Origin of the sequence: Bacillus sp. MAG717A, from assembly GCF_036884855.1 — a bacterium.
Lineage (GTDB): Bacteria > Bacillota > Bacilli > Bacillales > Bacillaceae > Bacillus > Bacillus safensis.
The window spans coordinates 3,409,730-3,428,641 of record NZ_CP145733.1 but is presented as its reverse complement, the minus strand read 5'-3'; the positions used below and the strand labels follow the sequence as shown (position 1 = coordinate 3,428,641).

General features: G+C 38.4%; 20 protein-coding genes and 1 pseudogene. 16 read left to right on the top strand and 5 right to left on the bottom strand.

The genetic code is table 11. From position 1 onward, the window contains the following. The first annotated feature begins 26 nt into the window (after nt 1–26). The 9 genes and pseudogenes from V6Z54_RS17775 (at nt 27) to V6Z54_RS17735 (ending at nt 7,966) form a co-directional block, all read left to right on the top strand. On the top strand, nt 27–239 hold the full coding sequence (locus V6Z54_RS17775) for a hypothetical protein (RefSeq protein ID WP_338527557.1): 213 nt from the start codon (nt 27–29) through the stop codon (nt 237–239). A 244-nt stretch (nt 240–483) separates the two neighbouring features. Beyond that, a complete protein-coding gene (locus tag V6Z54_RS17770; protein ID WP_131245214.1) occupies nt 484–1,101 on the top strand; it encodes a hypothetical protein in 618 nt (205 codons plus the stop codon). Between the two features lie 336 nt (nt 1,102–1,437). Beyond that, nucleotides 1,438–2,283: an SMI1/KNR4 family protein gene (locus V6Z54_RS17765; RefSeq protein WP_041084755.1), complete on the top strand. Its 846-nt coding sequence runs from the start codon at nt 1,438–1,440 to the stop codon at nt 2,281–2,283. Between the two features lie 533 nt (nt 2,284–2,816). After that, a complete protein-coding gene (locus V6Z54_RS17760; protein WP_041084754.1) occupies nt 2,817–3,908 on the top strand; it encodes a Rap family tetratricopeptide repeat protein in 1,092 nt (363 codons plus the stop codon). A 2-nt stretch (nt 3,909–3,910) separates the two neighbouring features. After that, entirely contained in the window at nt 3,911–4,045 is a 135-nt protein-coding gene (locus V6Z54_RS17755) for a hypothetical protein (RefSeq protein WP_269103477.1), read from the top strand. Between the two features lie 124 nt (nt 4,046–4,169). Then, entirely contained in the window at nt 4,170–6,098 is a 1,929-nt protein-coding gene (locus tag V6Z54_RS17750) for a T7SS effector LXG polymorphic toxin (protein WP_338527556.1), read from the top strand. A 3-nt stretch (nt 6,099–6,101) separates the two neighbouring features. Further along, complete coding sequence (locus V6Z54_RS17745; RefSeq protein ID WP_041084752.1) at nt 6,102–6,587, top strand: immunity protein YezG family protein; 486 nt, start codon at nt 6,102–6,104, stop codon at nt 6,585–6,587. A gap of 170 nt (nt 6,588–6,757) precedes the next feature. After that, a pseudogene (locus V6Z54_RS17740) lies at nt 6,758–7,486 on the top strand (DNA/RNA non-specific endonuclease); the annotation flags it as partial. 3 nt (nt 7,487–7,489) lie between these two features. Further along, nucleotides 7,490–7,966, top strand: coding sequence for an immunity protein YezG family protein (locus V6Z54_RS17735; RefSeq protein WP_075611430.1), 477 nt, complete (start codon nt 7,490–7,492; stop codon nt 7,964–7,966). Nucleotides 7,967–8,031: 65 nt separating this feature from the next. On the opposite strand, the gene V6Z54_RS17730 is transcribed toward V6Z54_RS17735, so the two are convergent. After that, the gene (locus V6Z54_RS17730) at nt 8,032–8,493 is read right to left on the bottom strand and encodes a macro domain-containing protein (RefSeq protein ID WP_075611431.1); all 462 of its coding nucleotides are present in this window, start codon (nt 8,491–8,493) and stop codon (nt 8,032–8,034) included. 202 nt (nt 8,494–8,695) lie between these two features. On the opposite strand from V6Z54_RS17730, the gene V6Z54_RS17725 reads away from it, so the two are divergent. Continuing rightward, entirely contained in the window at nt 8,696–9,241 is a 546-nt protein-coding gene (locus tag V6Z54_RS17725; RefSeq protein WP_338527555.1) for a GNAT family N-acetyltransferase, read from the top strand. Between the two features lie 141 nt (nt 9,242–9,382). After that, nucleotides 9,383–9,964 carry an undecaprenyl-diphosphatase gene (locus tag V6Z54_RS17720; RefSeq protein ID WP_041085115.1) on the top strand — a complete coding sequence of 194 codons (582 nt, stop codon included), beginning with the start codon at nt 9,383–9,385 and terminating at the stop codon, nt 9,962–9,964. A gap of 50 nt (nt 9,965–10,014) precedes the next feature. Here V6Z54_RS17720 and V6Z54_RS17715 read toward each other — a convergent pair whose 3' ends face one another. Then, on the bottom strand, nt 10,015–10,386 hold the full coding sequence (locus V6Z54_RS17715; RefSeq protein WP_338527554.1) for an iron chaperone: 372 nt from the start codon (nt 10,384–10,386) through the stop codon (nt 10,015–10,017). Nucleotides 10,387–10,990: 604 nt separating this feature from the next. On the opposite strand from V6Z54_RS17715, the gene V6Z54_RS17710 reads away from it, so the two are divergent. Then, complete coding sequence (locus V6Z54_RS17710; protein ID WP_041109178.1) at nt 10,991–12,103, top strand: tetratricopeptide repeat protein; 1,113 nt, start codon at nt 10,991–10,993, stop codon at nt 12,101–12,103. Nucleotides 12,104–12,818: 715 nt separating this feature from the next. Here V6Z54_RS17710 and V6Z54_RS17705 read toward each other — a convergent pair. Together V6Z54_RS17705 and V6Z54_RS17700 are read right to left on the bottom strand one after the other, a co-directional pair. Then, a complete protein-coding gene (locus tag V6Z54_RS17705; protein WP_041085119.1) occupies nt 12,819–13,514 on the bottom strand; it encodes a YoaK family protein in 696 nt (231 codons plus the stop codon). Nucleotides 13,515–13,580: 66 nt separating this feature from the next. Continuing rightward, nucleotides 13,581–15,413, bottom strand: a complete 1,833-nt coding sequence (locus V6Z54_RS17700) for a DNA ligase D (RefSeq protein ID WP_338527553.1) — start codon at nt 15,411–15,413, stop codon at nt 13,581–13,583. A gap of 115 nt (nt 15,414–15,528) precedes the next feature. On the opposite strand from V6Z54_RS17700, the gene V6Z54_RS17695 reads away from it, so the two are divergent. Next, nucleotides 15,529–16,377 carry a Ku protein gene (locus V6Z54_RS17695; protein ID WP_041085121.1) on the top strand — a complete coding sequence of 283 codons (849 nt, stop codon included), beginning with the start codon at nt 15,529–15,531 and terminating at the stop codon, nt 16,375–16,377. Between the two features lie 23 nt (nt 16,378–16,400). Here the strand turns inward: V6Z54_RS17695 and V6Z54_RS17690 are convergent, their stop codons facing one another. Continuing rightward, entirely contained in the window at nt 16,401–16,844 is a 444-nt protein-coding gene (locus V6Z54_RS17690; protein ID WP_041085122.1) for a DUF2188 domain-containing protein, read from the bottom strand. Between the two features lie 160 nt (nt 16,845–17,004). Here V6Z54_RS17690 and V6Z54_RS17685 point away from each other — a divergent pair, with 160 nt between their 5' ends. From V6Z54_RS17685 to V6Z54_RS17675, 3 genes are all read left to right on the top strand, one after another. Continuing rightward, nucleotides 17,005–17,478 carry a VOC family protein gene (locus tag V6Z54_RS17685; protein ID WP_052468202.1) on the top strand — a complete coding sequence of 158 codons (474 nt, stop codon included), beginning with the start codon at nt 17,005–17,007 and terminating at the stop codon, nt 17,476–17,478. A 48-nt stretch (nt 17,479–17,526) separates the two neighbouring features. Then, nucleotides 17,527–17,940: an Rrf2 family transcriptional regulator gene (locus V6Z54_RS17680; protein WP_025093258.1), complete on the top strand. Its 414-nt coding sequence runs from the start codon at nt 17,527–17,529 to the stop codon at nt 17,938–17,940. Nucleotides 17,941–18,041: 101 nt separating this feature from the next. Beyond that, entirely contained in the window at nt 18,042–18,893 is an 852-nt protein-coding gene (locus V6Z54_RS17675) for an SDR family oxidoreductase (protein WP_041085123.1), read from the top strand. Nucleotides 18,894–18,912: the final 19 nt, after the last annotated feature.

Here is an 18,912-nt window from a genome sequence, read left to right as displayed (position 1 = left end):
AAGCGGAAGAGAAGGAGGAAGAAGAAGTGAACAAAGAAAATCTGCAAAAGATGCTAGATGACACAATTGCACCGGTTGTAAAGCGTCTGGAGGACCTTGAAAAAGGCGAAGGCGAGCAGCAATCTGATCCGCAAGAAAAACAAATTGATGAAGAGGTCGCAAAAGAAATGGCCGCAGCTGTAGGTATGTCTAGGTCACAAGTTGCAAATAATTTGGATCGATATTCAGCGGTTGAATAAGCAACAGAATTGTATCGATGTATCAAATATAGGCTATACGAACTTCTCATTCTTTTAAGGAAACAAGTGGTTAAAAATTTCCGATTAAAAAATTGAAATGATTGATAAAGTAGTACTTCATTATAAGTACAAATACTGGTAGAATTGAGCAAGCAAACCATAAAATACAACTGAGTTAGAGCAGTATAGCCAATATTCGAAAATAATTAAAATATGAGGGAGAAATTTAATGGAGTATGTATTAATGGAACCACCAATTATAATGGAATCCTTTGAAACTTTATCAAAAAAAGAGGCTAAAATTCTCTTCGATTGGTTTGTTAATCAGATACCACTACGGATTGAAGTTTTGAAAAATGTTACTAATGGAGAGGTGGACTTTAATTTCACCCCCGAGTCACTTATAGATATCTATAGTTGGTTTTTATCTCAGGTGGAGATTTATGAACTATCAGAAGAAGAGATTGGTAGAGAATTAGAAGAATTAAGGCAATACCCTAATTTTATTTATGAAGATGAAAAAAAGAGCTTATTGGCTAATCCAGTTGAAATTGCAAAAGTGGACTATGCAATAGCAATGGATATTGGTATATATTATGGGGAAACCATTAGGATAAACTATCCGCAAGTGAAGTGGACATACTTTACTAAGCCTAAATCACATTCCTTTTTAAACAAGCCAGTATTATATTTTAATGATGCAGATGATGACATGATATCTTATGAAAGAGAACCAATCGATCTGATGTTTGTTCTTAATCAAAGAATAAAAAGAGGCGAGATTACAGATCACAGTCTGTATGAACTTTATCAGTACGATGTGAATGAAATTCTCGGTATCTTTGAGGATCCTGAAGATTAGAAAAAAGGGCAGCTTCTGGCTTGTAGATTGCTTCTTTTAGTAAATTGATAAAAAACGAACGGCTAACTTAAAGTTAAAAACGCCATTCTCTTTTCTCATTTTTCCTTTTCAATTCTTCATTTGCTAGGAGGTTTTTGCCTACTTGCCTAACAGTTTTCTCATCTTTACCTGTTTTTCAGATCATCAATTGTTGCATTCTTACGGAAGCGACTCATATTATAAATAATTCGATAGATCTTTCTTTCGAGATCAGACATACAATCACCACCAAAAATAGTTCAACAGAATATATGTTCGTAAGAGGGTTTTGTTAAATGACACTAGGAGGAAAAAACTTTGAAATCTTTTTGGGAAATAGACGATGAAGATTACTATACGTTAAAAAAGATCAACGCAGAAGAAGTAGCGAAGGCTGAAAAGAAACTAGGAGTCACTTTGCCAGATACATATAAAAAGCTCATTTTAGAACAGAACGGTGGTTATATTGTTCATAATGCTTTTCCTACAAGTCATCCTAACTCATGGGCTGAAGATCATATTCAATTTAATCATCTTTTGGGAATTGCAGAAGATGAGGGGATTATGGATAGTGCCTATTTAATAAAAGAGTGGGAGCTGCCAGAAGGGCTTGTTTTGATTAACGGGGATGGCCATACTTGGGTAGCTATGGATTATCGAAAAACGAAAGAGAATCCTGCAATTCATTATTTTGATGTTGAGATGGAAGAAGACTTTAAATTAGCAGATTCCTTTGATGAATTCATTGAGGGCCTTTATACAGTTGAGTACGCTGTTGATGAGGAAGCAACAGAGGTTGAATATGAGCTTCCTGAAGTTTATTTGAGTAAAGAGGAATTCGAAGCCATTTTAAAATTGGATGAGCCTCATACATATGACATTTATAAACTTGAATGTTATCCGATGTTAGAAATAAAAGATATTGAGTGGTTTTTCAAAAAGCTAAGGGACTATATTCCAAGTGTTAAAGATGAACTTACTCTACATGAAATAGCTTCGAGTATTGATTCTCTTCTCTTGCAAAATCAAAAACGAATGCCAAAAAGTGTAGAGCTAATAGAAATTTTACAACAAATTATTAAATTTTTAGGAAACCACGAAATGCCCGAAGTTGTGAATGTTTCAGAGCATCTTGCTATGAAAGTAGAGGAGTTGAGTTCCTGAATTCAAATGTAAGTGTGGAATTAGTGAATGTCTAGAATATATAAAGACAGGTCATACTAGTGGAAGATGGTATCAAAAAATATTGAACGGAAAATACCCATGGGAACGCGATCAGTATATGTCTCAGTAATAACAAAGCAACCCCCTTGGGGCCATTGATTACAGGGGAGATTTGGTCAAATTATATTCACAAAAAAAGAAAACGAGATGTAAATCTATGTTCAAAAAGAGAATTCTAAAGAAAATGTTTTAAATTTGTTTCTAGGCTACTAACTTCAATATCACTTCTTATTTGTATTATATCCTTTAGAAAACTCTGTTACTTCTTGTGTTACAGGATACCTATGTTTAATTCTCTACTGGCATGTCGTTCCTCTTTTAAAGCACTCTACATAAAACATACCTTTTATAGATAAGTATGTTTGCATTTTGCGGGATACCGAAAACTTTTAAAATGAACACCTTGTCTTTACATATGTTGTAAATGTCGTGTTAAAATTATACAAAGGAGATGATAGCAAGGGGGTAATGGGATGTCGAATTTGATTTCTTCTGTAGATGTAGCAAACACGCTCAACAAATGGTATTTACATATTAAAAAGAGGGAAGTTTCACAAGCAGTAGAGCTGAGGGATGAGATTCAAGAAATGTTAGGCGAAATGGAAGAAAATCAAGATGTGTTACTCTATTTCAATATTCTTGATTACAGATTTAAGGTACTGATGGAAGATTTAGTGGGGCAACCAACAATAACAGAAAGTGAAAGAGTCAAAACAGATGACATGCTAAGGTTTTACTTTTATCTTTTCAAAGGTATGTATGAGAGTGCAAAGAATAACTATTCAGAAGCCCTAGTCCTATTCAGAGTAGCTGAGAGACAGTTGGACAAGGTACATGATGAAATTGAAAAGGCTGAGTTCCATTATAAAATTGGCACACTCTACTATTTCAATAAGGTCACGCTCCTTTCCCACCATCATCTACAAACAGCAAAGGACATCTACAAAGGTCATGAAGGCTACAGCATACAGACCATAAACTGTAAGATGTTGTTGGCACTGAATTTGATTGATGACGGTAGACTAGACAAAGCTGAACGAATGCTTTTGGATTGTGTCGATAGACTGATTGAAAAGAAAGATAAGAGATTGTTAGCGTTGGCTTATTATGATTTGGGATTTCTCAAAATTCAGGATGACCACCATATAGAAGCAATTGAATATTTCAACAAAGCAATTTCCGCAGATGATCTAAAACAGTCAGCTCCTGTTTCATACTTACAATGTGCGTATGAATTTGCAAGATCAAGCTACAAATCAAATCAGTTCGATCAGGCAATAAGTTGGGTTGCTGAGGGGAAAAACTTCTCTAAAGAACAGCAGAACACAAACTTTATGTTGAAATTCAATATCCTTGAGAAATGTTATACAACACCTCAGGAAAGCTATGAAGATATCAAGAAAGGGCTATGTCTTTTGGAAGAAAGAAAAGCATATGTTGATATAGAGGCTTTAGCTCCTGATGTTGCCTCCATTTATAAGAAGTTAAATCTTTATGAAGAAAGTAACTACTTCTTGGAATTGGCTTTAAAATCTTGTACGCTAATAGGAAAGGAGGTCATATGATCATGAAAAAAATAATGATGATGATTACTACTGCTTTGCTATTATGTGCAATTCTTGGAATGCCTGCTGGACAACAAACTCAGGCAAATGCTAAAAATGAGGTAGTGTTGCTTTTCTCTAGAGGTGCAGGATCATAAAAGGGATAAGATTTAATCCACCACTACGGAGATAATTGGATAAAAAACGATAAAGTGGATTAAAGTGTAAGACTCCTTATGGTATTCTAGTAAAAGAATATTCCATAAAAGGAGTCTTTTTTATATGAAAATATTAGATACTCCATCTTTACTGTCAGCTGTCGAACAAAGGTCAATAGTCTATCAGGAGCTTCGAGACGAAATGCAGCATGTGAAAAAAGCATTAAAAAGTGTGTCGGGATTAGGTGATGAATTTACTGGAAAAGGTGCGGACAATATCAAAGCCTTTTATGAGGATCTTGCACTTTACACAGACACTTATCTTGACTTTATCGATATGCAAAAAGCGTTTTTAGATGGTGTAAAAGGAAAGCTTGATGATGAATCGTTAGGCGGGAGTACATTTATTGATGAGCATTTCTTAGACGCTCAACTGAAACAAGGGATTCAGAATAATAAAGATATGGTCAAGGAACAAAAAGAAGCCCTATCCACTATTTTTGATGACATCAGTGATCTCATAGAACTGAATGTATTTTCAAGTAAAGAGGTCAATGAACATTTAGACGATGCAAACAAAAAAAGAAAAGAGGCAATTGATGCAGTACATAAAATAGATCATGAGCTAAAAACAGAATACGCAAAATCAGAAGCGATCGAAAAACACCTTGCCACTTTTTATGCAAAAATGATGGCTGCTACAGGAAAAGGAAAAAATGCGCAGCCCATGTATTACGATGCAAAAGCATTTCATGAGACAGATGTGTACAAGAATCATGATAAAATCGATGCACAGGTGAAAACATATTTAAAAGTGAAAAAAGAAGAAAAAGAGAAACGAAGAATCAAAGAATTGAAAGAAAAGCTCAACGATCCTTCGTGTATATCAGAAGAGAAATACTTTGAGATTGTAGACGAAATTGGATATGAGAATCTTTCTTACGATCAAAAAATGTATTACAGCCAGCTTCTCCAGATCAAAGCGCAGGAAGAAGCATCAGAGGGGTTCGTTGATGTTGTAAAAGGTGCAGCAGTTGGTCTATATGATGTAGCCAAAGATACAGTAGTTGGCATCTATGATCTTGTGACAGATCCTGGAGGTGCCGTTGAATCGGTCGTAACGGCTGTTTCCCATCCAATTGAAACATCGAAAGTGATTGGAAAGTCGATTTCAGATTCATTCCAAAAAGAAGTCATTAATGGTGATGCATATTCTCGATCGCACTGGTTCGCCTATGCCACTGGCTCTCTAGCAGAAATCGTCTTTGGGTCTAAAGGGGCAGGTGCCATTACAAAAACGGGGACAACTGCAGCTAAAACGACGGTGAAGAAAGGGCTTGAACAAGGAGCAAAATCATTAGACAGAGTCTCTATTCCGAATCTATTGCCATACTCACCAAAATTTCAAATGGCAGGTGGCCCGAAGCTGCCGTATAACGTGTTTGACGGAGAAAATCTCAAAAATAAACTCCTCTCTATGGCAAAGCGTCTAGACAACAATTCAGGATACGGAATCTCTAAGACAGGCAGACGATTACCAGCACCAAAATCACCACCGACTGTTGTTAGCTATGGAGATCACTATGTGAGATGGAAACGTAAAAAAGTATTAAAACCAAATGTTGTTTATTCAACAAAGCAAGGCTACACCTACACAACCGATCACTACGGAAGAATTGTCAAAGTCGAAGCAAGTGATTTAAAATACGGAGAGGTCAAAAGAAACCAATATGCCCAATCCAATTCAGGAAAGCCTGATCGATTACTGGATGATGACGGAGGTCATTTAATTGCGTCTATTTTTAAAGGATCAGGCGATATTGATAACCTACTTCCAATGAATTCACAAATTAATCGAAGCGGCGGGAAATGGTACAACATGGAACAGGAATGGTTGGCAGCTTTGAGGAAAAATCCGCCTGAGACTGTTTCAGTTAATATTGAACCTGTCTATATGAATGATTCATTAAGACCTGATCGTTTCATTGTTAAATATTCAATAGCAGACGGTGATTTTAAAAAATCAATTATTAAAAATCAAAAAGGTGGATAAAAAATGGAACTAGAGAAACTAGATACTCTATATGGTGAAATTGCACGAACTATTAATGAAATGATACCAAAAGAATGGAAAGAAGTGTGTTTATATGCGGAGATACTCGACGATTCTGCAGAGATTAATTTTTATTATAGATTAGTAGGTGAAAATGAATATCGTTACTCACATAATATACCTGAAGATCATAATGTAAGTGAATCAATCTATAACGAGTATTTAATAAAATTACATGATTTATTTGAAGAGCTACAACAAGCGTATGAATTAATTAATTCAGAAAAATGGACAAATCTAACTCTAAAATTAGATGCAAATGGAAAATTCTCTTTAGACTTAGACTACGAAGATGTATTGAACCAAGGAATGTATTCATCAGAAAGGGAAGCAATTTGGGCATACGAGCATCTAGGGATATACCCAAAAAGAAAGTCACTTAGAGAATTTCTCGAAGAATATATAAAAAATAAAGAAGAAAACAACTAACACATTGCCCTCCAAATTTAAGGAGGGTTATTTGTTGTTGAAGAAGATGATGAAAGTGATACAGGAGCTTTTGGAATCTTACTTAGTGATGTTTTCTTGAAAGTGTTAAAGGAGAGAGGTTAAAAGACACTCTCTATTAGGGTGTCTTATTTTTATTGGCTATTTTCTGTACGGTGAAGAAAGGGCTTGAACAAGGAGCAAAATCATTAGACAGAGTCTCTATTCCGAATCTATTGCCATACTCACCAAAATTTCAAATGGCAGGTGGCCCGAAGCTGCCGTATAACGTGTTTGACGGAGAAAATCTCAAAAATAAACTCCTCTCTATGGCAAAGCGTCTAGACAACAATTCAGGATACGGTATCTCTAAGACAGGCAGACGATTACCAGCACCAAAATCACCACCAACTGTTGTCAGTTACGGAGATCATTATGTGAGATGGAAACGTAAAAAAGTGCTAAAACCAAATGTTGTTTATTCAACAAAGCAAGGCTACACCTACACAACGGATCACTACGGACGTATTGTCAAAGTCGAAGCAAGTGATTTAAAATACGGAGAGGTCAAAAGAAACCAGTATGCCCAATCCAATTCAGGAAAGCCTGATCGATTACTGGATGATGACGGAGGTCATTTAATCGCGACTATTTTTAAAGGTTCCGGGGATATTGATAACCTGCTTCCGATGAATTCACAAATTAATCGTAGTGGTGGGAAATGGTATGAGATGGAGCAGAAGTGGAAAAAAGCATTAACGGCTGACCCGCCAAAGCATGTAGAGGTTAAGATTGAACCTGTCTATATGAATGATTCATTAAGACCTGCAGAGTTTCTTGTAGAATATAAAATCGGAGACCAAAAGAGATTTAGAACTATTAAAAATATGCCAGGAGGTTGAAGTATGGAAAAAATAGAAGAAAACTATAAAGAAATAGCAGAAATAATAAATGAAATGATTCCTGTAGAATGGGATAAAGTTTGGATGTATGCAGAAATCGTGGATGATTCGTCAGAAGTGAATTTTTATTTCTGTAACCCAGGCAGTGAAGAATTGATATATGGTCATAATATTCCCGAAAAGTATAGTGTTAGCAACTCTATTTATAAAGAGTTATTATTAAAACTTCTCCATTCTTTTGAAGATTTAAAAAAGGAATATGTAAAAAGTGGATTCGGAGATTGGTCGACAGCAATTTTAAAAATGGAGCAACCAGGGAAACTCTCGATTGAGTATGGATACGAAGATATTTATTCATTAGGCATTGATGGTGATCAAAGAATAGCAGTTTGGGAATATGAAACGTTCGGATTTTTACCCGACGATGAAGAAGATAAAGAAGCCGTATTAAATTATATAAAAAATAAAGACGATAACTAACTCAGAATACCCTCCGAATTAAGGAGGGTATTTGTTATATATTTTTTATAAGAAACTCATTTCCATTATCTAAACCGATAAACGGTCACCTCACAATCACCTAGTACTTCTTCCATCATCTCTTCAACAATCGTCCAATCGCCGCCTGCCAAGCCGCAGCCAATCCCGTATGGAATGGCGATGGACGTTTGGTTTTTCTCTTCAGGTGAATGTGTCACTGTATCCTTTAGGTGTTGAAAGCAGCTGCGTAATGCATCGTAGTCTGTTTGCTTTCTTGTTCTTCCATACCCAGCTTGGGCAAATAAGTTGGCAATTGTTTTTCCATCTTTTGTTGTAATGAGTTGAATGGAGCTTAACAAGTCATCTCCTTGTTCTGTACATAACTGTTTATAATCTTTGTACACATTCGGATATTTGCTTTTGATCTGTTTCGCTAATCCAGCGCCCATGACTCCTTTACAGTTCACCTGGTGACAAATGATGTCTTCGCTTGCCTCTAATATATTACCGTCTACCGTTTTGATCATATGCAGTAACCCCTTTTTGATAAAATGCAAACCTATGTTCTATTATAACAGTTATGATCATGTGATTTAAGAGCCAAAATGTTTTTGATGGGTTTATTTGTAGACACTTCAACATGATCTGATTGTCAAAGTTGATACATGTCGTCTAGAATATGGAGAGGCTGAAAACGTGAAATCAAGCAGAAACAGTGAGGGGTAACATATGAATCTATTAGAAACGAATCGGTTAATTCTTAGACCGTTTTGCGATGAAGATGCGGCAGGAATGCTTGAGTACTTGGCTCATCCAAGAGTCAATTGTTTTTTTCTCGATGATCAAATCTCTACATTGGAGGAAGCGGCCGCTAAGGTGCAAGAGAGAAAAGAAGATCACTCATATGTAGCAGTTTGTTTAAAAGAAAGAGGGAAGGTTATTGGTGAATTGTTTCATTTAAAAGAGGAGCCTGATACGTATTCAATTGGCTGGAATTTTAATGCAGCATATGAAGGGAAGGGATATGCGCGTGAGAGTGCTGAAGCATTCTTATCCTATTTATTTTTAGAAAAGAGAGCAAGGCGTCTTTATGCCTATGTAGAGGATGATAATGTCCGTTCACAGACATTATGTGAGCGATTAGGCATGCGGAAAGAAGGCCTTTTTCTTGAGTTTATTTCATTTACGAACCATGAAGACGGCACACCTAAATATGAAAACACATATCAATATGCTTTGCTAAAAAAAGAATGGGCGCAACATCACTCTCGTTAAACAAGTTAGTACATGATGTTCAAGTGACAGCAAAGTGACAAACCTGTCATATGATTCCATGGTTTGTTCGTTCGATCGATGGAGGCAGACATCTCATTTCAATTATCCTTATCATAAATCAAGTAAAAAGGATGAAATGAGATGCGGGGATTTAATGAAGATTTATTTAGGTGGGTGAATCAGCTTAGTATTGATTATGGTTCCTTGAATCCGATATTTATTGGACTAGCTGAATATACAGTGCTGCTGGCAGCACTCATGTGTCTGTTTGTATGGTTTCAAAATCGCAGCAGGTACAATAGGGCGATGGTCGTTTCTGCTGGACTGACCTTCATATTGGCAGAGTTACTTGGGAAAATCGCAGGGGTGTTTTATTTCAATCAGCAGCCCTTTGCAGAAATGAGCCACGTCAATCTTTTGATTCAAAAGGAAGTGAATAACTCGTTTCCGAGTGATCATACCATCTTTATTTTTTCGATTTGCCTGATCTTTTGGCTGTTTCATAAACGCCATTTTTATTGGCTGATCATTGCGTGTGCTGTTGGATTTTCAAGGATTTGGGTAGGTGTTCATTATCCATTTGATGTCTTCGCAGGAGCTACTATAGCGTGTTTAACAGCCGCCGCCGTTGTATATTTGCCGATATTTCAAAAAAGTGTTAATTCCATCTTATCATGCTATGAATGGGTTGAACAAAAATTGATAGGGAAGAGAACAAAATAACATGCAGCAGTAAAATACCCCGATCTGTAAAGCTGAGATCGGGGTACTGTTTATTTTCGCCAAAACGTTGAACAATCCGCTTTGTCTTTGATATTAAATTCAATGATTTTTTTCAGAAGAGGATAATCAACTGGCAAGCTTTCTTTCATGCGAAACATCTTTTTTCCATGATCGTACCCAGCTCGTACAATGTCAGCTGAAAATTGATCAATTCCTTTTCCTTCTGGTGCGACAGAAATGTGATGTTTTGCCACGCTAAACCCAATAATAAATGTGCCTTGATCTGTGAACATAGGCTGATTCCAAGCAATTCTTGGCTCTAATTGAGGGAATGTGTCTTCTACCCATTGTAAGATGTCTTGAGTGCGCTGCTTCAGCTCGGGGTTACCGATGTTGCTGATATATTCTTCAAACACATGCATGATGTTTATCCTCCATTTCCATCGACCTCATAAGCCTCAGACGGGATTCGAACCCGCACTCCTTTCGTAAGCATAGGCTAGGGGCAACACGCTTCCCTACGGAATTTCACCGACAGGAATTTCACCTGTCTCAGCTCATGTGCTTTTCGGTGCTTCTGAAACCCTTGCCTTGCGACCCGCCAGCTACAATTTGTTTTACGGCGCTCTTCCCTTCTAGAGCTACTGAGGCGTGTAAGTGATTGATCATATTATATAAAGAAACTGGATAAATGAAAAGCTGCGCTGATCATTAGTTTACTGATCATTAGGCGAATCGCACAAAATAGTCTTTGAAATGATGCGGTATTAATCATCATAAGATTAGAAAGCCCTAACAATGGGCTTTTTTCATTTCATCTCGAGATGTTTATTTTAAAAAAAGGCGGAATTTTTCCGCAAATATCATTGACTAGGAGAAAGAAACGCACTTTCAATGGAAACGGTTATTGAAGATTCAAGTGATTCATATTAAAATGATGTCAAATGGACAAATTAGCAATTGCTAATAGAAGTTCCATATTTAGTGAAATCATGTGCTGCAGCTGAAGGTGATTGGGGGTGTAGAATGAGCAAAGTTCCTGTTGCGGAATTGGCATCATTATTAAATGACTGGAACATGGAAATCAAAAAAGATCATGCAGATGAGGCAGAACGGTTATTTGCCAAAGCGAAACAAGCGGTAGAGGAAATTGACGATGCGGATATCCTCATATACTATTCTCTTCTTGAGAAAAGACATCACATTCTTATGTACAATTTAAGAGGGCAAAAGGGCAATGTTTCAACGAAAAGTATAGAGGGTCATTATGGAAAAAAAGAAGATGACCTGTCTAATCGTCTTGCCTATTATTTCGATTTCTATGAGGGTGTGTATGAGCAGCATCAAGGTAATTATGAGGTTGCATTGCAAATGTATCAAAGTGCTGAAAAGCTCTTAGATAAAATTCCAAGTGAGATAGAACGTGCTGATTTCGATTTTAAAGTGGCATGGCTTTACTACCGGCTTAGTCATATCATGCTCTCATTAAGCTATATCCGCAGAGCGCTCCACGTCTATAAGCGGCACAAGCAGTATGAAAGAAGAACGGCCCTTTCATACTCTCTTATAGCAGCGAATCTAACAGAGATCGGCCGGTATGAAGAGGCGCTTGAGAATTATCGTCTGGCGGAAGAGGTTTTGACAAGCGAGCAGGATGATTTTATGCTGGCTCAGCACCATCACAATGTGGCCATTTTATATTCATTTTGGAACAAACCGAAGGAATCGATACGTCATCTTGAAAAAGCACTGTCCCATCAAGAGTATTATGATTCAGATTTCTTTTTCCATTCTACGTATCTGATCAGCCGAGAACTCTGTGTGATTGGTGAAAAGCAGCGTGCAAGCCAATATATAGAGGCTGCATATGCCAGAATAAAGGATGCTTCGCATGAAGTGTTTCAGCTAAAAATAGGCATCGTACATGATCTTTACTTAACGCATGCGCCACAAAGATTTCAGCAAATTGATGAGAAATTAAGAAAGTTAGAAGAGAAGAATGAATATCATGAAGTAAAAGAGCTATCACAATTTGCAGCAAAATATTGTGAAAAGCAAGCACTTTATGAGCAGTCTGTTTTTTACTTGAACAAAAGTTTAGAAGCGGATTTACATATGAAAAGAATGGGGTTGATTTAAGATGAAAACAGGATTAAAAGTATTATTCGTTGTCGGTTTAGCGGTCGCTGCGACTGTTCTATCGCAAGACGTTGCGGGTTCATTCGAAGTTGCAGAAAAAATCATTGGTGGTTAATACCATGTATCTCTCGCCCTTGTTGATATCGTCAGCAAGGGTTTTTTGCGTTTTTAATAGGCTCTTCTTATTAAACGCTGCAAGAACGTTTAATAAGAAGAATTCGCAACAAAGGGGGTGTGCAAATTTATTACCTGCTCCATTATTCTAAATAAACATAGGGCAGAGCAACAAGTTAAAAAGGTCACTTTTCTTTGCTTAATTTAATTTTTTGCAGGACTTTTCATTCAAATTTTATCAAATTGGTCTAATGTACATAGAAGGAAAAGAAAAAGTAGGAGCACTGCCCTTTTTGTCATGCATATGATGAGATAAGGTCTGATTTGAAGGCAGGTGATTGTATGTATCCACGGGTTTATGGAGGTTTTCATGGAGGCGGTTTTAGCGGAGGAGCAGTGGGCCCTCATATTGGCTTTGGCGGGTATTATGTGAGCCCTGGAGTGTTCTCTGGTTTAGGAGGTTACCCCGGATATGGGGGATTTGGGACGTTTTCTGGATATCCATATGGTTCTACGTTCATCATGGGACGCCCTCCTGGTTTTTATGTAAGGAGTTATTAGTGTAAGATCACAATCATTGAAATAGCCTTCTAAAGAGAGGCTATTTCAATTGGTGAAAGTGCTTCAATCCAGCTGTTATCACAATGATACCTAGGATGATGATCGGCAGCCAAATGATGATAAACGGGTCGTAACGATCTGTGTATGCAGCTAAAGCCGCACCAAGGCAATAGAAGACAATAGAGCCTATTCGCATCAAGCTGACAAGCTGGATAGGAGCTTTTCTTTTTTCCCTGTATGATATGCGTTGAGCTGCATCTTCAAATAGATTAGCGAGTGTACTCGTGAGAACAGTTGTGGAAATGCCAGCAACATTCAATTTACGAGCGGCTGCTGTCTGCATGCCCATGGCCATACTTAAAAGGATGATCAGCATAAAGTAAGCACCTTGTGTATAAGGGAAAATGGTCATGAGAGCAAATAGAAGCAAAATCATCACTTCTATGATAAAAATGCGTGTCACGGCTTTTGGCCAAAACGTTTTCTCATGTTTCCCGCCTACCACAACTGCAAGTAAAACCCCTAAAACGAATCCACTTAGAGCAATGATGGAATGAAGAGCTGTTAGCTGCAAGGAGCTTCCTGCCGCAATGCCAAGCAGCACAATATTACCTGTCATATTGGCTGTAAACACATGCCCTAGGCTTAAATAGCCAATTACATCCACAATTCCTGCGGAAAGACATAAGAAAATCAAAGCTGTATTTCGAAATGAATGTGCGGTCAAAATCGTCATTCCTTTCTTCCTCTCTAATGAATAAGTGTAAACTTCATGACCGCGGATGTCCATCTGATGAGAAGGTCACATGTGTGCAAGCTGATGTAAGACTTGTCTAAAAGCATCATCATTCACAAGGTGCCTCATGCGGCGGAACGGATCACCTTTTTCCTTTAAACGCTCTATAACTGCTGGCATCGTAAAAAGAGAAGGATGAAGCTCATCATGATAGAGTTCGTCCCATTCAAGCGGTGTCGCAACAAGTCCAAGCTCATTTCCTCTCGGGGAATATGGAGCGATAATTGTTTTTCCAGCATCATGCTGAATGTAGTCTAAATACAAGCGATTGCCGCGATTTTTCTTAAGACGTTCCAGAGTAAATAGATCCGGTGCTTGCTCACATAAAAATTGGCATATAAACGAAGTGAATTGTCTTGTTTCTTCGTATGTGAAGGCATTTTTCTTTAAAGGAATATAGACTTGAAGCCCTTTACCTCCGCTTGTTTTAATAAAGGCTGTGAGAAAAAGTCCGTCTAAAAGCACTTTGATTCGTTTAGCAGCTTCGATGGCTAGATGAAATTCATTTACAGATGGCGGGTCCAGATCAAAGACGATTTCTGTCGGCCGATCCGTATCTCTTGTTTCAAAAGGGATATGAAATTCCATCGCCAGCTGGTTGCCAAGCCAAAGAAGCGTACGAGGATCATTACAGACCGTGTAAGAAATATCATCAACTTCATCTGTCAAAACAAAATCCGGCGCATAATCAGGAGTTGACTTTTGATAAAAGAATTCGTCTCCAGTGCCATGTGGATACCGAATTAAAGTAAGACGCCTTTCGCGTAAAAAAGGCAAAAGATAGGGAGCCACTTGTCTTAAATAAAGTAAGTAATCTGCCTTGTTCAGTTGAAGGGCCGGGACAATGGGTTTCTCAGGGTGAGTGACGTCTATAACAGCAGGGAGTGGATACAGCTGTTTGAGCATTTGCTGAAATGTACATGCTGATGGATCCGCATCCAGTAAAAAGGAAGAAAAACGCGGCTCTCTTAACGCCGATCCATCAAAGGATATACACGCAATGCTGGCAACGATAGAAGGAGGGATTTCATATGTTGATCCTCCTGTTAACTGGCCCTTTGTCTGAAATAGCGTGCGCAGTGTTTGTTCTTCTTCTTTAGAAAATCCATGCTTGAATTGGACAACCTCGATGAGAGCTGAATCTTGATAAATGGAGCCTTGGAAATAGCCATTTTCTTTGTCAAAACGGGTCACAATGACAGACACATAACGCCAGTTTTTCATTTTCAACCATTCTTTTGAACGAGTATTGTCATGCCATTTACTCGTCTTTTTTTTCGCTACTAACCCTTCTGCTAAATACATTGTCATCAAGTTTTTCATGTATTCAGAGTCTGGGTCTGTAAGAATGACCTGCAGAAGGGAAGGGTGCTCCAGCTGAACTGATGAAGGGAGCTTTGCGTCTTGGAAAACTTGCTGCAGCTGATTTTTTCTCTCCGTCAACGGTAAATCAACGAGAGGTTTCCCTTTACATCTTAATAGATCAAACGCAATGAAATGACATGGAAATCGTTCAGCCTGTCTTTGGATGGCTTCTTTGTTTTTCAGCCGGCCTCTTTGCTGAACCTTCGCAAATTCACTTTGCTGTTCACTTAGTAAAAAGACCAATTCTCCGTCAAGTGTCAGTGGTAAAAACGGAGCAAATTCGTCTCTTAATTGTTCGCACTGATCCATCACTTCAGGAAATTGCTCATTTAGCTGTTTTCCGGTCCTGCTTTCTAAACGAATCTCGTCTTCTTCCCATACAAGAATAGCCCGAAAGCCATCATATTTTAATTCATACACCCAGTCTGCACCGGCAGGTATATCATGTGCAGGTGTTAATCGCATAGGTTTCATTGTGCATGTCACTTCCTTATATCATGTGTTCTTAGAGTGGGATGAAATTTTCAATCACATACATAAGTCTGATGAAAACATTACATAGTAAGGAGAAAAGAACGGAGGAAGCGAGATGCATACAGTATGGAAAGGCGGTATTAGTTTCGGATTGGTCAATATTCCAGTCAAACTGTTTACCGCTACAGAGAACAAAGACATTAAATTAAGACAGCTGCATAAAGAGTGTCACACGCCCATTAACTACAAGAAAGTATGTGACAATTGCGGTGAAGAAGTAGCGCCGGAACAAATTGTGAAGGCGTATGAATATGCGAAAAATAAATTTATTGAATTGGATGATGAAGAGCTAGAAAAACTGCGAAAAGAAAATGAAGAAAAAGCCGTTGAAATCATTGATTTTGTAAAGATTGAAGAGATTGATCCAATCTATTATGAAAGAAGTTATTTCTTATCACCGGATACCGGCGGAGCGAAGGCTTATTCATTATTAAGAAAAGCTTTAGAGGAATCGGGGAAAATTGGTGTGGCAAAAATTATGATCCGCTCAAAGGAGCAATTAGCGATCGTTAGGTGCTATGAACATATTTTGCTGATGGAAACCATTCATTTCCCTGACGAAATTAGACAAGTATCAGATGTACCGAATATTCCCCAAGAGGAGAACATTGTCAAGAAAGAGTTAGATACAGCGCTCCTTTTAATCGAGCAGCTGACCACAACATTCGATCCAGCGGCATATCAGGATGAATACAGAGAACAGCTGATGAATTTAATTGGCGATAAAATATCCGGAGAACATACCGTTCAACCTGAAACGACAGGTAAAAAAGATCCTGCATCCAATGTGACTGATTTAATGGCCGCACTACAGGCATCAATCGACCGATCAAAACCAGCCAAAGCGAAAAAAGCAGCGCCTAAGAAAAGAAAAACACCAACGAAAAAAGAAAAGAATGCATAAAATAAGACCGCTGACGAGCGGTCTTATTGCGGGTTTAACACATCCTGAATCTTCCCATCTTTTCGGTGAATGACAACGGATGTTCCTTTATTAGCTGAAATCTCTTTTGCCCGGTCAATTGCTTCTTGTTTTGTTTCTTTGACCTCACTTGCTCGTTTCGCTTTCTCTGTTTGAACCGCCCAGCCTTCCTCGTGTTTTACTACATGCTGCGCATGATCCATGAGCTCTGGTCTTGCGGAGCTGCTGCCTTCAGAAGGTTTGACAGAACCATGAGATAAGAAATTCTCTACCTCTTTCTCCGTTGCGTTCTTTTTCCACTCTTTCGCTTGACTAATTGCAATTGGAATGGCTCTATTTTCATCATAGCCTTCCTGAATCATTTTATTGGCAATCTCAAGCGCTTTTTTTCGAATGACGTTGTCTAATGATTTAAATGAAGCTGGATAATCGTTCATCGTCCAAGGCATATGGACCGCTCCTTTCTTTTATTTGAACATCTTCCCCCATCTGCAAAGGGTCAAACATACAAGGTCTCTCAAACTAATGTTAGGGATAAAATACATCGTTTTGCTGAGGCAGAATATCATCAACTCCTGCAGAATAGAAGGTAGAAAAGGAGTGATTTTGATGATGATGAAAGGTTTATATGAAGCACATTTACCTGTGAGTGACTTGAAGGCATCTATTGCGTTTTATGAAAAATTGGAATTGACACTTGCTCATGAAAATGAACGAGTTGCTTTTTTATGGATTGAGAAAGGAAAGAGCTGGCTTGGCCTGTGGAAAGTAGATATGAACCATTTTCCATACCATCCCTCGACTCGGCACGTTGCCTTTCAAATTACAACGTCTAGTATCGAACAGATCAAGACTTGGCTGATCGAAAGAGGCATCAGCATTCACCCAATGTTTGGTTTTTCAGAAGAAAAGCAGCCTTTAGTTCTCGATAATCCGCCGCAATTTCATGCAGCGATCTATTTTCTTGACCCAGATGAGAATCTGCTTGAATGCATTGCTCCGCTTGAACTTGATACAGGAGAAGACTACGATATCATGACATATCAGGATTGGGAACGAAAGAAAAATCCGTTTATTGATTGACAAAATCACTTATTGTAACTATATTGATTACAACGGTGGTGAAAGATTGTGAAACAAATTAGCAGCAGGTATCCAATTGCTGTTCATATTGTGTCATTTATTGCAGGTGTTCCAAAAGAGTGTACTAGTGATTTTATTGCAGAGAGCGTGAATTCAAATCCAGCCATTGTTCGAAAAATGATGGCAATGCTCAAACGGGCGGGTCTCATTGAGATTCGCCGCGGTGTGGGCGGTGCTTATTTAAAAAGACCGGCTGAGGATATTACGCTGTTAGATGTGTACCGCGCTGTGGATGTAAGCGAAGATGAAGAATTATTTAACTTTCATCAGCCCGTCATCGCATGCCCGATTGGTCAAGCGATGGACACGAGACTTCGGCATGAACTAAAAGAAGCACAAGCTGCACTTGAGAATCACCTCAAGCAAGTGACAATTCAGCAATTATTAACAGAGGCGGAATAAAAAAAGCTCGTACTTTGGAGCTTTTTTACACCTTTGTTGTAACCATTTTGATTATAACGAATGTACATCACCGTTGAACGAAAAATGAGGAGGTCAAACAAATGAAATTATTAGTAACAGGTGCAACAGGACAACTTGGATCGCTCGTCGTCAAGCATTTGCTCACAAAAGTACCGGCTGAACAAGTTGCAGTCAGTGTTCGAAATCCGCAAAAAGCAGCACATTTGAAGGATGCTGGGGTGGATGTACGCCGTGGAGATTTTACTCAGCCAGACACCCTGACATCAGCATTTGAGGGCATTGACCGTCTGTTGATCATTTCAACGGCGGATGGAGACCGCGTGCAGCAGCATAAAGCGGCAATCGAAGCGGCGAAAGCAGCAAATGTGAATTTTATTGCTTATACAAGTGTTGTCAATGCAAGAGAGAGTCAGCTTGTCCTTGCAAATGACCATGCCAAAACAGAAGAAGCCATTTTGGCCTCTGGCATTCCTCATGTATTTTTAAGAAATAACTGGTATGTTGAAAACGAAAAAGATACGATTCTGGCGTCAGTCAGCGGCGCACCATTTTTAAGTCCTATTGGCGAAGGAAAGGTTGGCTGGGCGACAAGAAATGACTACGCAGAAGCGGCAGCAAATGCGTTAACACTTCCAGTACATGATCAGGAGATATATGAACTGTCAGGACCTCTTCGGACGCATAGTGAACTTGCACAAATTGTCAGCAAGGTGAGCGGAAAAGAAATCAAAGTAGAAAAAATAGATGTAGACACATTTGGAGAATTTTTAGCTTCAAATGGTGTACCAAAAGAAGCAGTCCCATTTGTCAAAGCCATTCAAAGCGGCATACGTGATGGTGCATTAGCTGTCGAAAGCCAAGATTTCGAAACATTACTAGGACGGCCGTTAACACCTATTGAAGAAAGAATTCATGAATTGATTTCAAAATAAACATCAAAAACGCCCTATA

Coding starts and splice junctions, on each gene's coding strand:
- V6Z54_RS17770 (WP_131245214.1), top strand. CDS start 484: ATGGAACCACCAATTATAATGGAATCCTTTGAAACTTTATCAAAAAAA.
- V6Z54_RS17760 (WP_041084754.1), top strand. CDS start 2,817: ATGTCGAATTTGATTTCTTCTGTAGATGTAGCAAACACGCTCAACAAA.
- V6Z54_RS17755 (WP_269103477.1), top strand. CDS start 3,911: ATGAAAAAAATAATGATGATGATTACTACTGCTTTGCTATTATGTGCA.
- V6Z54_RS17750 (WP_338527556.1), top strand. CDS start 4,170: ATGAAAATATTAGATACTCCATCTTTACTGTCAGCTGTCGAACAAAGG.
- V6Z54_RS17745 (WP_041084752.1), top strand. CDS start 6,102: ATGGAACTAGAGAAACTAGATACTCTATATGGTGAAATTGCACGAACT.
- V6Z54_RS17735 (WP_075611430.1), top strand. CDS start 7,490: ATGGAAAAAATAGAAGAAAACTATAAAGAAATAGCAGAAATAATAAAT.
- V6Z54_RS17730 (WP_075611431.1), bottom strand. CDS start 8,493: ATGATCAAAACGGTAGACGGTAATATATTAGAGGCAAGCGAAGACATC.
- V6Z54_RS17725 (WP_338527555.1), top strand. CDS start 8,696: ATGAATCTATTAGAAACGAATCGGTTAATTCTTAGACCGTTTTGCGAT.
- V6Z54_RS17720 (WP_041085115.1), top strand. CDS start 9,383: ATGCGGGGATTTAATGAAGATTTATTTAGGTGGGTGAATCAGCTTAGT.
- V6Z54_RS17715 (WP_338527554.1), bottom strand. CDS start 10,386: ATGCATGTGTTTGAAGAATATATCAGCAACATCGGTAACCCCGAGCTG.
- V6Z54_RS17710 (WP_041109178.1), top strand. CDS start 10,991: ATGAGCAAAGTTCCTGTTGCGGAATTGGCATCATTATTAAATGACTGG.
- V6Z54_RS17705 (WP_041085119.1), bottom strand. CDS start 13,514: ATGACGATTTTGACCGCACATTCATTTCGAAATACAGCTTTGATTTTC.
- V6Z54_RS17700 (WP_338527553.1), bottom strand. CDS start 15,413: ATGAAACCTATGCGATTAACACCTGCACATGATATACCTGCCGGTGCA.
- V6Z54_RS17695 (WP_041085121.1), top strand. CDS start 15,529: ATGCATACAGTATGGAAAGGCGGTATTAGTTTCGGATTGGTCAATATT.
- V6Z54_RS17690 (WP_041085122.1), bottom strand. CDS start 16,844: ATGCCTTGGACGATGAACGATTATCCAGCTTCATTTAAATCATTAGAC.
- V6Z54_RS17685 (WP_052468202.1), top strand. CDS start 17,005: ATGATGATGAAAGGTTTATATGAAGCACATTTACCTGTGAGTGACTTG.
- V6Z54_RS17675 (WP_041085123.1), top strand. CDS start 18,042: ATGAAATTATTAGTAACAGGTGCAACAGGACAACTTGGATCGCTCGTC.